General features: G+C 61.7%; 11 protein-coding genes. 10 read left to right on the forward strand and 1 reads right to left on the reverse strand.

Translation table 11 applies throughout. The annotated features are described in order from the left end of the window. The first annotated feature begins 15 nt into the window (after positions 1–15). From NJC38_RS16340 to NJC38_RS16365, 6 genes are all read left to right on the forward strand, one after another. A complete protein-coding gene (locus NJC38_RS16340) occupies positions 16–1362 on the forward strand; it encodes an LLM class flavin-dependent oxidoreductase (RefSeq protein ID WP_253115796.1) in 1347 nt (448 codons plus the stop codon). After that, positions 1359–2957, forward strand: coding sequence for an ABC transporter substrate-binding protein (locus tag NJC38_RS16345; RefSeq protein WP_253115798.1), 1599 nt, complete (start codon positions 1359–1361; stop codon positions 2955–2957). The genes NJC38_RS16340 and NJC38_RS16345 overlap by 4 nt, the downstream gene beginning before the upstream one ends. A gap of 80 nt (positions 2958–3037) precedes the next feature. Then, positions 3038–4045: an ABC transporter permease gene (locus NJC38_RS16350; RefSeq protein WP_253115800.1), complete on the forward strand. Its 1008-nt coding sequence runs from the start codon at positions 3038–3040 to the stop codon at positions 4043–4045. Next, a complete protein-coding gene (locus NJC38_RS16355) occupies positions 4042–4908 on the forward strand; it encodes an ABC transporter permease (protein WP_253115802.1) in 867 nt (288 codons plus the stop codon). Before NJC38_RS16350 ends, NJC38_RS16355 begins: the two co-directional genes overlap by 4 nt. Continuing rightward, on the forward strand, positions 4905–6554 hold the full coding sequence (locus tag NJC38_RS16360) for an ABC transporter ATP-binding protein (RefSeq protein WP_253115804.1): 1650 nt from the start codon (positions 4905–4907) through the stop codon (positions 6552–6554). Before NJC38_RS16355 ends, NJC38_RS16360 begins: the two co-directional genes overlap by 4 nt. Before the next feature lie 82 nt (positions 6555–6636). Continuing rightward, complete coding sequence (locus NJC38_RS16365) at positions 6637–7587, forward strand: D-isomer specific 2-hydroxyacid dehydrogenase family protein (protein ID WP_045491745.1); 951 nt, start codon at positions 6637–6639, stop codon at positions 7585–7587. An 18-nt stretch (positions 7588–7605) separates the two neighbouring features. Here NJC38_RS16365 and NJC38_RS16370 read toward each other — a convergent pair whose 3' ends face one another. Further along, a complete protein-coding gene (locus NJC38_RS16370; RefSeq protein WP_045491742.1) occupies positions 7606–8496 on the reverse strand; it encodes a LysR substrate-binding domain-containing protein in 891 nt (296 codons plus the stop codon). 167 nt (positions 8497–8663) lie between these two features. On the opposite strand from NJC38_RS16370, the gene NJC38_RS16375 reads away from it, so the two are divergent. The 4 genes from NJC38_RS16375 (at position 8664) to NJC38_RS16390 (ending at position 15731) form a co-directional block, all read left to right on the forward strand. Continuing rightward, positions 8664–11714: an FAD-binding and (Fe-S)-binding domain-containing protein gene (locus NJC38_RS16375; protein ID WP_253115807.1), complete on the forward strand. Its 3051-nt coding sequence runs from the start codon at positions 8664–8666 to the stop codon at positions 11712–11714. A gap of 163 nt (positions 11715–11877) precedes the next feature. Next, on the forward strand, positions 11878–12126 hold the full coding sequence (locus tag NJC38_RS16380) for a hypothetical protein (protein WP_253115809.1): 249 nt from the start codon (positions 11878–11880) through the stop codon (positions 12124–12126). 332 nt (positions 12127–12458) lie between these two features. Then, positions 12459–15143, forward strand: coding sequence for an S-type pyocin domain-containing protein (locus tag NJC38_RS16385; RefSeq protein WP_253115811.1), 2685 nt, complete (start codon positions 12459–12461; stop codon positions 15141–15143). Between the two features lie 114 nt (positions 15144–15257). After that, the gene (locus NJC38_RS16390) at positions 15258–15731 is read left to right on the forward strand and encodes a DUF6392 family protein (protein ID WP_253115813.1); all 474 of its coding nucleotides are present in this window, start codon (positions 15258–15260) and stop codon (positions 15729–15731) included. The last annotated feature ends 22 nt before the right edge of the window (positions 15732–15753 follow it).

The following is a 15753-nucleotide window of genomic DNA, read 5'->3' on the forward strand; positions in this document are numbered from 1 at the left end:
TCTGTAGGAGCTTTCATGAGCACAACGCAGAAACAACTATTGCTCGGCGCGTTCATCCCCAGCGCCGGCATCATGGGTTCAAGCTGGCGCCACGCGAGCGCCGCACCTGACTCGTTTCGTAACTTCGAACACTTTCGCTGGATCGCCGAAACCCTCGAAGCCGCCCGTTTTCATGCGCTGTTCTTCAACGACACGGTCAATGTCGAACCGGACCTGGCGGTGCTGGAGCGCGGCCCCAACAGCGTGCGCTGGGACCCGTTGATCCTGCTCCCGGCACTGGCCCTGGTCACCCGGCATATCGGCCTGATCGGCACCGCCAGCACCACCTATAACGAGCCTTACAACGTGGCCCGCAAGCTGGCCAATATCGACCACCTCAGCGGTGGCCGGGTCGGCTGGAATCTGGTGACGTCGCTGGGCGGCGGTGAGAATTTCAATCTCGACGCTCATGTGCTGCACGCTGACCGTTACGAGCGCGCCGAAGAGTTCTATGACGTGGTCACCGGCCTGTGGGACAGCTACGCCGATGATGCCTTTGTGCAAGACAAGGCCAGCGGGCGTTTTCTCGACACCGCCAAGCTGCATGTGCTCGACCACCACGGCAAGCACTTCCAGGTCCGTGGGCCGCTCAATGCCGCACGTCCCGTGCAGGGTTATCCGGTGATCGCCCAGGCCGGCTCGTCGGACTCCGGGCGTGCCTTGGCGGCGCGGGCCGGTGAGCTGATTTTCACCGCCCAGCACACCATCGAGCAGGGCCAAGTGTTCTACCGCGAGATCAAGGCGCGGGCGGCAGAATTGGGCCGCAACCCCGATCACTTGAAGATCCTGCCCGGCGTTTCTCCGGTGGTCGGCAAGACCCAGGCTGAGGCGCAGGCCCGCTATGACCAGTTGCAGGAACTGCTGGAACCCAAGACCTTTCTGCGCAGCATCTCGAAGTTCGCCAGCCTGGGCTTTGATTTGTCTGAGCTGCCATTCGACGAGGTGGTGCCGCTGCCGCCGGAGCAGTTCGATACCAACACCCACAAGAGCCGGCAGAAGCTGGTGTTCGAGCTGATCCGCCGCGAGCGGCCCACCGTGCGTGAGCTGTTCAACAAGCTCACCGCTGGCGGCCACCGGATTCTGATCGGCACCGCCCAGAGCATCGCCGACGACCTGCAGTCGTGGTTCGAGGCCGATGCTGCCGACGGCTTCAATGTGATGTTTTCCGGGTTGCACCAAGGCATCGAAGGCTTCGCCAAAGAAGTGGTGCCGGAGTTGCAGCGCCGCGGGCTGTTTCGCACCGAATACCAAGGCCAGACCCTGCGCGACAATCTGGGCTTGCCGTACATTCGCAACCGTCATACAGCGGGGCAGGTGGCATGAGCAAACCGGTGCAAACGTTGTTCAAGCCCGCCGCGCTGGCATTGGCCTTGCTGCTGGCCGGCTGTGGCGAGTCGTCGCCGCCTGCCAGCCAGGCGGCGGTCGGCACGCCGGTCAGTGGCGGGGTGCTGAAGGTCGCGCTGGATGGCGACCCCAACTGTGTCGATCCGCATCAGGCCGGCAATAACACCGCGTTGAATGTCGGTCGGCAACTGGTCGATTCGCTGACCGACCAGGACCCGCAGACTGGCGAGATCGTGCCGTGGCTGGCCAGCCGCTGGGAGATCGACGCCGAGTCCCGGCGCTTTACCTTTTACCTGCGCGACGGGGTGAGCTTCAGCGATGGCTCGCCACTGGATGCCCAGGCGGTCAAGGCCAACTTCGAGAAGATCATCGCCCTGGGCGCCCGCTCGATCCTGGCCGGTACGTATCTGGCGGGCCTGCAGCGCATCGACACCCCCGACAGCCGTACCCTGGTCATTGAGTTCAAACAACCCAATGCGCAGTTCCTGCAGGCCACCTCGACCATGAGCCTGGGGTTGCTGGCACCGGCCACGCTGGCCAGCGACCCGGCCGAGCGTTGCCAGGGCAAGTTGATTGGTAGCGGGCCGTTCAAACTCGACAGTTTCGTGCACAACCAGAAGGTCAGCCTGTCACGCCGTGACGACTACAACTGGGGCTCGTCACTGGCGGCGCACACCGGCAAGGCCTGGCTGGACGGCATCGAGTTCATCATCGTGCCTGAGTCCGGGGTGCGGCTGGGCAGCCTGTTGTCCGGGCAGATCGACGTCGATACCGGGGTGGTGGCGCAGAACGAGAAAACCCTGGAGGCTCAGGGCATCCCCTTGCTGACCCGCGCCAACCCCGGGGTGGTGTACAACCTCACCCCCGACCTGAGCAACCCGTTGTACCGCGACCTGCGGGTGCGTCAGGCGCTGGTCAAGGCGATTGATCGCGAGCAACTGCGCAGCATCATTTCCCGTTACCAGCGCCCGGCGACCTCGGTGCTGGCCAGCAGTACGCCGTTCTACACGGACTTTTCCGCGCTGCTGACCTATGACCCTGACGGCGCGAAGCGGCTGCTCGATGAGGCCGGCTGGCTGCCGGGCGTTGACGGCATCCGGCAGAAAGACGGCCAGCGCCTGAGCCTGAAGGTCGATTACTGGCAGAACACGCCGATTCTGGAGCTTATCCAGCAGCAACTGAAAAGCGTCGGGGTTGAGCTGCGGCTGAACCGTACCACCATCAGCCAGGTCACCGCACTGATGAACAGCGGCGATATCAGCCTGCATTTCTACAACCTGACCCGCGCTGACCCGGATGTGCTGCGCACGCTGTTTCATGTGAACGGGCGTAACTATGGCAAGCGTCAGCCAGGCGAGCTGGACAAACAGCTCGAAGCCCCGGCGGCCACCCTCGACCCGGCGCTGCGCCAGCAACGGGTCGACGCGGTGAGCCGTGAGCTGATCGAACAGGGCCAGGTGATTCCGCTGATCGAACTGGCCACGGTGATCGCCCATGGCAAGCGGGTGCACGGTCTGCATTACGAGGCCTCGTCGCGTTTGCAGTTCTTCGATACCTGGCTGCAGAAGCCATGAACGCCGTACGCGTTTTGTAGGAGCTGCTTCAGCAGCGAACGGGCCACGGCTCTCCAAGGGGCTCTCCAATAGGTAACCCAATGACTGACCTTTCAACGATAACCGCCAGCCCTGGCGCGCCAGGCCAGGGATTGTTTTGGCGCCAGACCGTAACCGCCGCGCTGCACCGTCTGTGGCAGAGCGCAGTGGTGCTGTGGGCAGCGTTCACGGTGTCGTTCGTGATTCTCTATGCGCTGCCCAGTGACCCGGTAAGCATCATGCTTAACCAGAGTGGTGAACCCTCGGCGGCGGATCAGGCGCAGATTCTGGCGTTGCGCGCCGAATACCATCTGGACGAGCCGCTGGCGGTGCAGTACGGCATTGCCTTGTACAAAGCCCTGCAACTGGACTTCGGCCATTCGATCCAGAGCGGCGAGCCGGTGGCGGCGGCCTTGCTCCAGGCATTGCCCGCCACCGCACAGTTGAGCCTGCTGGCGTTGTGCCTGGCGTTACTGGGCGGTATCGGTCTGGCGCTGGCCGCCAGCCTGGTGCGTTGGCGCTGGCTGCGCGACGCCTTGCTCGGGCTGCCGGCGTTGTCGGTGTCGTTGCCCACGTTTTGGGTCGGGCTGCTGCTGTTACAAGGCTTCTCGTTCAGGCTGCACTGGTTTCCGGCCATGGGTAACCAGGGTTTTGCTGCGCTGGTGTTGCCAGCTTCGACCCTGGCCATTCCCACCGCGGCGGTGATTGCCCAGGTGCTGCTGCGCTCACTGGTCAATGTCTCGCGCCAGCCGTTCGCCGAAAGCCTGCTGGCCAAGGGGCTGAGCCGCCGGCGCTTGCTGTTCGTGCACCTGCTGCACAACGCGGCGGTGCCGGTGTTGAGCCTGTCCGGGGTGTTGGTGGGCAATCTGCTGGCGGGGTCGGTGGTCACCGAAACCGTGTTCTCCCGTGAGGGCGTCGGGCGTTTGGCTCAGGCAGCGGTGAGCAATCAGGATATTCCCATGGTGCAAGGCGTGGTGCTGCTCGCCGCGGTGATCTTCATTCTGGTCAACCTGCTGGTGGACCTGCTGTATCCGTTGCTTGATCCACGTATCCGCGCAGGTGCCCCATGACCAGCACCGTTCTATATGCCGCAAACGGCACCGGCTGGCTGGCCCGCGTGCGGCCGGTGCTGCGCAAACGGCCGTTGCTGCCGTTGGGCATCGTCGTGCTGAGCCTGACGCTGGCCTGGGCGCTCTGGCCGACTTTATTCAGCACCCAGGACCCGCTGCTGGGGCTGCCGGCCGAAGCGCTGCAACCACCCAGCGCGCAGCACTGGTTCGGCACTGACCATCTGGGCCGCGATCTGTACAGCCGCGCTGTGCATGGGGCGGCGTTGTCGCTGCAAGCCACCGCGCTGGCGGTGCTGATCGCCTTGTTGGTGGGCATCGTACTGGGCACAGTCGCCGGCTATTTCGGTGGTCGGCTGGATGCCTTGTTGATGCGCATGGTCGAGGTGTTGATGGCTATTCCGTCGCTGTTGCTGGCCATGGCGATCATCACCGTACTGGGCTTCGGCACCCTGAACATCGCCTTGGCGGTGGGCCTGTCGTCAGTGGCGACCTTTGCCCGGCTGGTACGCGGCGAAGTGCTGCACTGGCGCAGCCGGTTGTTTGTCGAGGCGGCGCTGGTCAGCGGGGTCGGGCCATGGGGGATCATTCGTGGGCACATTCTCGCCCATGCGGCGGCGCCGGTGCTGGCCCTGGCGGCGCTGGAGTTCGGTGCGGCAGTGCTGTCGGTGTCGGCCTTGAGCTTTCTCGGCTTTGGCGCGCCGCCGCCGCAACCGGAGTGGGGGCTGCTGATTTCCGAAGGGCGCAACTACATGGTCGCGGCCTGGTGGTACACCACGCTGCCGGGGCTGGTGCTGGCTTCGGTGGTGCTGGCGGCCAACCAGTTGGCGCGGGCCATTCAGGACATTCAGGGAGAACACCCATGAGCCAGCCAATCTTGCAGGTTGAAGGTCTGCGCATCGGTTACCGCAGCACCGCCGGGCGGGTCGAGGGCATTGATCAGGTGGGTTTTGCCATCCATCCGGGGGAAATCGTCGCAGTGGTGGGCGAGTCCGGTTCGGGCAAGTCCACCACGGCCGGGGCGCTGATTGGCCTGTTGGCCAGTAACTCGGTGATTGAAGCCGGCAGTATTCGCCTGGCCGGCGAAGAGCTGGTCGGCCTGGGCGAGCGCCAGTGGCGTCAGCGCCGCGGCCGGCTGGTGGGCTTTGTGCCGCAAGACCCCGGCCTGTCGCTGGACCCGGTAAAACGCATCGACCAGCAACTCAGCGAGGCCATGACCGTACACGGTGTAGCGCGCCGCGAGGCCCGCGCACGGGTGCCAGCGTTGCTGGCGCAGGTTGGCCTCAATGAAGTCGAGCGGGTTGCGCGCAGCTATCCGCATCAGTTGTCGGGCGGCATGCGCCAGCGCATTCTGATCGCCATTGCGCTGGCCAACGACCCACCGCTGATCATTGCCGATGAGCCCACCAGTGCGCTGGACGTCGGGGTGCAGCGCCAGGTGCTTGATCGTCTGCAAACCCTGGCCCGCCAGCGCGGCACAGCGGTATTGCTGATTACCCACGACCTTGGGGTGGCGCTGGATCGCGCTGACCGGCTGATCGTGATGCAGCGCGGGCGCATCGTTGAAAGCGGCCCGGCGCAGCAGATTTTCCAGCACCCGGCGCACGCCTACACGCAGCAATTGCTCAACGCCGCGCCCACCCTGAGCGAGGCATCACGCCCGCGCCGTGACAGGGTGTTGCGTGCCGAGCCATTGTTGCAGGTGCATTTGCTGCGCAAGGATTTCTCTACCTGGCGCCAGCCGGGGCGCGCCGCAGTCAACGAGGTCTCGTTCAATGTGCTACGCCATGGCACCACCAGCCTGGTGGGCGAGTCGGGGTCGGGCAAGTCGACCACGGCGCGGCTGATTCTCGGCCTGGAGCGCGCCGACCGTGGCCAGCTGCTGTTTGCCGGGCAAGACCTGAGCCGCCTGTCGCGGCGTGCCTGGCAGCCCCTGCGCCAGCGCATCCAGATCGTCTACCAGAACCCTTACGCGTCACTTGACCCGCGCTGGACCCTGGAGCAGATCATCAGCGAGCCGCTGCATGCGTTTGCCATTGGCGAGCGCGCTGCACGCCGGGCGCGTGCGGCGAGTCTGCTGGAGCAGGTCGAACTGCCGGCCCATCTGTTGCAGCGCAAGCCCGGTGAGTTGTCTGGCGGTCAGCGCCAGCGCGTGGCGATTGCCCGTGCCCTGGCGCTGGAGCCGGAGCTGCTGGTGCTCGACGAAGCGCTGTCGGCGCTGGATGCCTCGGTGCAGGCGCAGATCCTCAAGCTGCTGGGGCAATTGCAGCAGCGTCTGGGCCTGAGTTATCTGTTCATCTCCCATGACCTGGCCGTGGTGCGGCAGATTTCCGATCATGTCGTGGTGATGCGCGACGGTAAGGTGGTGGAGCAGGGCGCCTGCGAGCAGGTGTTTCAGGCGCCGTCGTCCGACTACACCGCGAAGTTGCTCGCTGATGTGCCGGGAAGGCTCTGGCTCGATACTCAAGTACCTGAAGCTGCGTTGGCGCTTAATTATGGAAATGCATATTAGCTTATATTTTTAATTCATTTTCGGCATCACGCGCGGATTGCTAGCATCGCTTTATCAAGCAAATCAAAACAGGAACTGATCCATGTCCCACACCGTGATCGCCAGCCAGCACGATGAAGAAATCAACGCGCTGCTGCGCCAGCGCCTGCCGGAGTACACCATCGTTGCCATCGGCCAGGGCGCGCCGCAGGTGCCGCCTGAGGCGAGCATTCTGCTGACCCGGCCGTTCTTCGGTAACTTCCTCACTCAGGAACTGCCGGAGCAGCCGGCGGGCTGGCCGTTCAACCTCAAGTGGGTGCAACTGACCTCGTCGGGCATCGACGGCTACCCGGCCTGGCTGTTCGATCAATTACCAGTGTCGTCGGCGCGTGGCACCGCGTCGGTGGCGGTGGCCGAATTTGCCCTGGCGGCGATCCTGGCCCAGGTCAAACAGTTTCCGCAGGTCTGGATCGACAGCGCCGAACAGTGGCAGCGCTTCCCGCTGCAACAACTGAGCGGCAGCACGCTGGGCATCGTCGGCTTTGGGGCCATCGGCCGTGACCTGGCAGTGCGGGCTCAAGCGCTTGGGGTCAGGGTGATCGCGGTGAACCGTTCGGGCAAACCCTTCGATGTACCGGGAGTCGAACGCGCCGAAAGCCTGGAAAAACTGTTCGCCGAATCCGACCACGTGGTACTGGCCGCACCGGCCACCTCATCCACCCGGCAACTGGTCGACAAGGCTCTGCTCAGCCACGCCAAACCGGGCCTGCACCTGGTCAATATCGCCCGCGGCAGCCTGATCGACGAAGCCGCGCTGCTCGACGCGCTGGACGCCGGCCAGCTCAGCCGCGCCACCCTCGACGTCACCGCCGTAGAACCGACCCCGGCTGACCACCCCTTCTACAAACACCCCAAAGTGCGCCTGTCGCCCCACGTATCCCCGGCCAGCGGCGTGATCTGGCACAACATCGTCGAACACTTCGTCGCCAACCTGCTGCGTTATCACAAAGACCAGCCGCTGGGTGATGTAGTGGATTTTGAGCGTGGGTATTGAAAACAGACAGACTCGCTCCTACAAACTGTTCAACAGCCAATCCCGAAACACCACCAGCGCCGGCAGGTTCTGGAAGCGGGTCGGATAGGCCAGGTAATAGCGGCGTCCGCTGTCCATCGGTGCAAACAGGCTGACCAGCTCGCCACGTGCCAGCTCATCGCGCACCAGCACACTGGGCACCAGCGCAATGCCAATCCCGGCCGCTACCGCCTGAATCAAATGCGAGGTCACCTCAAAACTCGGCCCCGGGCGCATGATGTGGTGGTCCAGCCCATGATGCTCGAACCAGTCCGACCAGGCGTTGGGCCGCGATACCACGCTTAGCAGCGAACGCTGGGCGACATCCGCAGGGCGCATGCCGGCATGGTCGGGCAGGGCGCTCGGGCTGGCAATCACCAGCAGTTCCTCGGCCATCAGCGGATGCGCAATGTACCCCGGCCAACTGCCGTTACCGACGCAAATCAGCGCATTCATATCCGCCGAAGCGGCGCTCAGGTCGCCTGAGGCAATGCGCGAATGGATATGCACCACCGAGCCGGGGTGCCGGGCATAAAAGTCATGCATCTGCGGCAGCAGCCAGCGCGAGCCAAAGGTCGGTAGCACTGCCAGGCTCAAGGTGCCGCTTTGCGACTTGTGGGCGATGGTCTGTAAGGTGGCGCTGCGGATGCGCCCCAGTGCGGCGGCCAGTTCATGCTGGTACAGCGCGCCTGCGGTGGTCAGTTCGATGCGCCGGCCATCGCGCTTGAACAGCTCGACCTCCAGCTGCGCCTCCAGTGCCTGAACCTGACGGCTCACCGCACTCTGGGTCAGCGCCAGCTCATCGGCGGCCTTGGTGAAGCTGCCATGCCGGGCCGCCGCCTCGAAAGCGATCAGCAATGACATGGACGGGGTAAGACGACGCGGATTCATGCACAGGGCTCATTCATAAAAGTCATGCAAAACGGCCAGGATTTACATTTGCCGTGCGCATGGATCTTACGCAAAATCGCGGCTAACCGTGAATAGCAGCGTATCCGGGCTTGGTCCCGGGCTACGTGTTCTGCATATAAAAAGTCTTAGCATCAGGAAATACCGCCATGATTGCCCAGCTCAAACCCGTCACCGGACAGGCCGATCTCTACGAGCGCTTCCTTACCGCCCTTGGCCAGTCAGGCTTTGCCGGAGAAATTGCCAGGGATCATGGCTCACGTACCGTACTGGGCACTGATAACTCGATCTATCAGCGCCTGCCCCAGGCAGCGGTATTTCCCCGTGATCGGGATGACGTCGAGATCGTTGCCCGCCTGGCCGGCAGCCCGGAATTCCAGCAGATCGTCCTCACCCCACGCGGCGGCGGCACCGGCACCAACGGCCAGTCACTGACCGACGGGCTGGTGGTCGACCTGTCGCGGCACATGAACCGGATTCTGGAAATCAACGTCGAAGAGCGCTGGGTACGGGTCCAGACCGGGGTGGTCAAAGACCAGCTCAACGCGGCGCTCAAGCCCCACGGGCTGTTCTTTGCCCCTGAACTGTCGACTTCCAACCGCGCCACCATCGGCGGCATGATCAACACCGACGCCAGCGGTCAGGGCAGTTGCACCTATGGCAAGACCCGTGACCACGTGCTGGACCTGGACACCGTCCTGCTCGGCGGCGGCTCGGTGTACAGCCATGTGATCGACGAAGACACCCTCAACTCCGCCAAAGCCGGCAGCGGCCGTGCCGCCGAGGTTTACCGCTGCGCCCAGGGTATCGCCGATGAAAAGGCGCAACTGATCAAGGACATTTTTCCGCCGCTCAACCGTTGCCTGACCGGCTACGATCTGGCGCACCTGCGTGAGCAGGATGGCCGCTTCAACCTCAATAGCGTGCTGTGTGGTTCGGAAGGTTCGCTGGGCTTCATCGTTGAGGCGCGCCTGAACGTGCTGCCGATTCCCAAGCATTCGATTCTGGTCAACGTGCGTTATGCCGGCTTCATGGAAGCGCTGCGCGATGCCAAGGCGCTGATGGCGCACAAGCCGCTGTCGATCGAAACCGTGGACTCCAAGGTTTTGATGCTGGCCATGCAAGACATCGTCTGGCACGGCGTGGCTGAATACTTCCCGGCTGACCCGGACACCCCGACGCTGGGCATCAACCTGATCGAATTCAGCGGTGATGAGCTGGACGACGTCGAGCGCCGCGTACACGAGTTCATCGAACACCTGCAAACGGATACCTCGGTGGTGCGCCTCGGCCACACCCTGGCGGTGGGCAGCGCGGCGGTGAACCGCGTGTATGCCATGCGTAAACGTGCGGTGGGCCTGCTGGGGAACGTCAAGGGCGAAGCACGCCCGCAGCCGTTCGTGGAAGACACCGCCGTGCCGCCGGAAAACCTCGCCGATTTCATTCAGGAATTTCGCGACCTGCTCGACAGCTTCGGCCTGCAATACGGCATGTTTGGCCATGTCGATGCCGGGGTGCTGCACGTGCGGCCGATCCTCGACATGAAAGACCAGGCCCAGGCGGCCCTGATCCGGCCGATTTCCGATCAGGTTGCCGCACTCACCCAGAAACACGGCGGCCTGTTGTGGGGCGAGCACGGCAAGGGCCTGCGCTCGCAGTATGTGCCGGGTTACTTCGGCGAGCTTTACCCGTCGTTGCAGGCGCTCAAGGCGGCCTTTGACCCGCACAACCAGCTCAACCCCGGCAAGATCGCGACCCCGGCCACGCGCCCCGAAGCGCAACTGACTCTGGTTGACGAAGTGCAACTGCGTGGCGACCTGGACCGCACCATCGACGAGCGGGTCTGGCAGCACTACGAGAGCGCCGTGCACTGCAACGGCAACGGTGCCTGCTACAACTACGACCCCAACGACGCCATGTGCCCGTCGTGGAAGGCTACCCGCAACCGCATCCACTCGCCCAAGGGCCGCGCCTCGCTGATCCGCGAATGGCTGCGCCTGCAAGGCGAACAAAACATCGACGTGCTGGCGGCCAGCGTGCGGGCGCGGTCGGCCAGTTTCTTCACCGGGCTGACCAGCAAGGTGCGCAACAGCCTGGGCCGGCGCCGTGGCGAGCAGGACTTCTCTCACGAGGTGTACGAGGCCATGGCCGGTTGCCTGGCGTGCAAATCCTGCGCAGGGCAGTGCCCGATCAAGGTCAACGTGCCGGACTTCCGCTCGCGGTTTCTGGAGCTGTACCACACCCGCTACCTGCGCCCGCTCAAGGACTACCTGATCGGTTCGCTGGAATTCACCATTCCGTACATGGCGCGCTTCCCCAAGCTGTACAACGCCATCATGGCCGCCAAACCGGTTCGTTACCTGCTGGAACGCGTGGCCGGCATGGTCGACAGCCCGCTGCTGAGCCTGATGGATTTTCGCGCCGCCTGCGCGCGCTGGAATGTGGCCATCGCCACCCCTGAACGCTTGGCCCGGCTGAGCGACGCACAGCGCCAGCGCACCGTGATTGTGGTGCAGGATGCTTTCACCCGGTATTTCGAAACTCACCTGGCCGCCGACTGGCTGGAACTGATCAGCCGTCTGGGTTATCAGGTGTACCTGGCGCCGTTCGCGCCGAACGGCAAGCCGCTGCAGGTGCAGGGTTTCATGGCCGCCTTCGAAAAAGCTGCTGCCTACAACAGCCAGTCGCTGCGGACCTTGCAGGCCTACGGCATCCCGCTGGTCGGACTGGACCCGGCGATGACCCTGGTCTATCGCCAGGAATACAGCAAAACCCTCGGCGAACAGGCGCCCACGGTATTGCTGCCTCAGGAGTGGTTGGTCGATGCTCAACTGCCGGAGCGTGAAGCTTCAGGCCAGGTGTTCCGCTTCCTGCCGCACTGCACCGAGAAAACCAACGAACCGGGTAGCGTCGGCCTGTGGCAGAAAGCCTATAGCCGCCTGGGCCTGAAGCTCGACGTACTGCCCAGCGGCTGCTGCGGCATGTCGGGCACCTACGGCCACGAAACCCGTAACGTGCAGACCTCCGCGATCATCTACCAACAGTCCTGGCAGCCACTGGTCGCCAAACACGGCGAAGATGGCGGGCTGGTCGCCGACGGCTATTCGTGCCGCAGCCAGGTCAAGCGCCAGGATGGCAAGGTGGTACTGCATCCGCTGCAGGTGCTGCTGGCGCACTTGCGTGGCAGCAATACCCGGTAACGGAAACCGAGCCTTTGAAAGCGCCCGCATTTGCGGGCGTTTTTCTGTGTACGGCAAACCTGCGGCAATCTGTCTGAATCTCTGTTGGCCGCTCGGGTCAGACCTGATGTAGCACCCGATCATTAAAGGTGTACAAACGTCGATTGCAACCAGAGAGGTCGCTATGAGCAATAACGAACTGGAGCGCGAAGTTCTTACCCGTTTACTGCACGCCCACCCGGCCGGGCTGGGCAAGGAAATTCTGGACAACTACCGGGGTGAGAAGGTCGTCGCCCAAACCCTCAAGGATTTGCAGGCACGTAACCTGATCCATGGTCAGCCGGTCACGTCCGAACAGGACGAGCCGCAGATCACCTTTCCTATCAAACTGAGCAGTGCCGGGGTGGAGCAGGCTAAACGCATGGATATTTGAGTACTCGGGCTGTGCCAGATGAACGCGGCGCCTTCGGGCGCCGTTGTTGTTTGCAAAGATAGTTCGTTTCTTTAAGAACTGCATATGTGTCGGTGACGCAAATTCGAAGTGACTTAGGTGTTACGTGTGTCCATTTTATCGGAAGGTCTAAGGATTATATATAATTATGGAGGTTGTTCGGTGATTTTGTGTTTGGTGATGATTCGTTAGTGCTGGATTTGGTTTTGGTCTTCTTCTGAAGGATTTAAAATAGCAACGTGGTAAATAGTTATGTAATTAGTCTGGGTATTAGCCGGTAAAACATCGTCATACACCACCGCAAGGAAGTCTGTATGAGCGATGAAAATAATGATCCACCAGAGAAACACCTGTGGGTAATAAAACCTCTTGACCCTTCCAAGGGTGAAGGAACAGGCCATTCAAACAATGGTTCAGGAAGTGACCAAAGTGCTGAGCCTATCGTATCCAGTACTGTGCCCGGTTATGCCGACCAGGCGCTTTGGGCAGACCAGCATATCGGCAAACTGTTTGCCACCGGTGCTTCTTCAACCTCCGGCAATAACGACGAGGCATTGGCGGGTAAACCGGTCCCCGGCCGTGGTAGTGGCCGGGAAGGCTGGAGTGTCCGTATTGACAACCATGGCAATTTCAGCGGTGGCTTCAGCGGCGGTTTCGGCGGGAGCAGCCGCAAGAAGGCTAAGCGGCGTGCCAAGGCTAAAGCCCAAGCCATCGCCAGCGCGCGTGCCGAAGCCGAGGCTCGCGCCAGGGCTGAGCAGGACGCTCATCAACAGGCGCAACGTCAGCAGGCGTTGGCTGCACATCGCAGCGTGCTCGATCAATTGCACAGTGTTCATGAGCGCAGGCGTGCCGAGCTGGATGACCAGTACGCGCAACGCAAGGCCGGCCTTGCCGAACAGCTCGACCAAGAAATCAGGGCAGCGGCAAAGGCGCCGCAGACTCCAGGTAACGAACGCTGGCAGTTGTACCTGATCTCCAAGAAAAAGGCCGAAATCGACGCAGTAGCGACCGCCAAGCAAGCGGCTTTGCAGGCCCGTGCTGCATTGGCATCGGCATTCGATGGGCATGATGCCTTGCATCGCACCGGCCAGGATTATCGGCAGCAGCTGGAGCAGCGCAGCGGTGAGAGTGCTCAGGCCGCCCACGATCTGCACCGCAATTGGGAGCAGGCCTATATCGCGGCGCATGAAAACGCACTGTTGGGCGAGTCGATTCGACTATTAAGGCAGCGGATTGAGGCGCTGTCGGAGCAATATGCGCGTGACGCCATCATGTGGCGGGAACAAGAGCAGCGTGAAGCCGCACTTCGCCAGAAAGAACGTCAGCGTGAGGAGCATGTAAAACACCACCAGCGTGTCGAAGAAGTCATACGGCAGACACGCCTGCAGGCCGCCAATATCCGGTACATCCCGGTCGATATGGCCGGCAGTGGCGCCATCTTGTTCGGTCGTAGTGATACCGCGCTGGCGCACGACGCCGCCAAGGCATTGCAGGCGCAGGTCAGAGCTGCGGTTACTGAGTTGGTGCGCGTAGCGCTCATTCGTGCAGGCCAGACGGTTGCGCTGGGCGTGACGACTGCCTTGTACTCGCCGGTGTTGGGCAACGGCGAGTTGACACCCGAGCAGCGGCGCCGCTTTTCCCAAGGAATGGGCGTCAACGCCGAGGTCATGGGAGTCCCCAGTAACATCGATTTACCTGCCATCGCTGAGGCAGGCGGGACGATTGATTTGCCTACACGCATCAAGCTCGTGCCTGTGGACCAAGGCACTGAGTTGCATGTGGTAAGTACCGGGCCGGGCTTCACTGCTCAGGTGCCGGTAATCATGGCGGCGCCTCATCCCTTGACCACTATCGACGAAGCCACTGTTTCAGCACCGCCTGGGCGGCAAGTGGTGATGGACAGTGCGCCAGCCACATCCGTTACCTTGCCAGTGGAGCATCACGTTTTTGGCACTGAACTGCAGGTTGCCGAGTTGCCGGCGGGTGTTGACCTGCGCTTTGACGATTGCATTGTGTGTTTTGCTCCAGAGTTGGGATTGGCACCGCTGTATCTGTCGTTCCCCTTGCCGTCTGCTGGTTACGGCGTGGTCACGGGGCAGGGTGTGCCAGGCGATAAAGGCTGGCGCCTGCTGGCCGATAGCCCCACCGGCGCTGCATTACCCGAACAGGTAGGCGAGCGGTTACGCCAGCGTGAGTTTCATTCGTTGTCAGCCTTCGACGCGTCAGTCTGGCGCGTACTGGCTGAGGATGACCTGCTCAACGAAGGCTTTGACCCGCTGAGTGTCAAACGCATGTTGCGTGGGATGCCCCCTTATGCGCCCAAGGCCAATTGGGTTGGCGAGCGCCGCCATTATGAAATCCGCGCGAAAGATACGTTGGCTGCCCAAGCCAATCCGTTTGATCTTTCAAGTCTGGTAATGACCAAGCCTGACAGCGATTACGGAGTAGCGCGCTTCACTCAGGCTTATCAGTCCTGGCCTACAGCACGCGGCAACCTTGTCTGGACACCGCTGCACGCCCCAGGCACAGAGTTATTGGGAGCAACCACAACCCCGGCTGAGCCACAGCAGCCGACGGTTCATTCCGGAAGTGATATTGAGCCGTTGTCTTCACAGGTTGATCCACTGCCGGTTGTGGATCCGGCGGACCTGACGACGGTGATTCCGGGGTACGCTGAAGAGGAGGATTTGCCTTCATCTGATCTTATTTTTGCCGAGCCGGTCAAGGTGCTGGAAACGGGACCTTATGACAAGCTGGAGCGGCGCAGCAGGGGGGATGGCCTGGATGTGGATCATATTCTTTCTCGGGCTGCTTTTATCAGGTTGGTTCGCACGAGGTATCCGGGCCTGCTTCCGGAAGAGGTCAAGAAAATGTCCAATAGCGCGCCCAGTATTGTCATTCCCAAGGCTGTGCACGAGAAATATAGTGAAACTTTTAGATGGAAAAAATACTGTCGAAAAACAGTTAAAAGATGCAAGCGATCCAGAGGCGGGTGTTAATAGCAATTTTGATGCAATAAAAACAGGGCTTCTGGAGCTGGGTTTTGATGAGCGGGCCTTGGAATCCGCCCGCGAGCAATTGCACCAGGCCTATAAGGAGAAGGGGTTTTACTGATGAATATCACTCAGGTACAAGGGCTTTTAAGCTCGCTAGGGAAACAGTCAGACGCCATCCATGTCGAGGGTGTGCATACCCAAGGGCCACTTTTGGAAATGTTTAAGGGCGATGATGTTCTTTCCATCACCCCGGCACCCGGTATAGCAATGAGCTTTCGCTCCGTAGGCAAGGTTTTCGATACATTAGTTTTCAGATTACTGAAAACATATCCTGAACAGGTCGTATATACCGGGGCGTTGCCGAAGCCTTTCAAAGTTGCGATGTCTAAGGCTGAAGTGCACGAGTTGCTAGGTCAGCCTTTGGAGGCTACAGGCCCCATCAAAATGCCCGATCCGTTAGGCCAAACCGGTGGGTGGGAGGCGTTTGCGCTGGGCCATGAAAAATATCCTGGTGTAAAGGTAGTGGTTCAGTACAACGCTTCTCTTGACGTGTTTGGTCTTGTTTTTAGCTTGATGGATAAGCATTCGTAGTCGTTCCAGGGTTGCAGCTCAT

Source organism: Pseudomonas sp. 21LCFQ010, assembly GCF_024129905.1.
In the GTDB taxonomy this organism is placed as follows: domain Bacteria; phylum Pseudomonadota; class Gammaproteobacteria; order Pseudomonadales; family Pseudomonadaceae; genus Aquipseudomonas.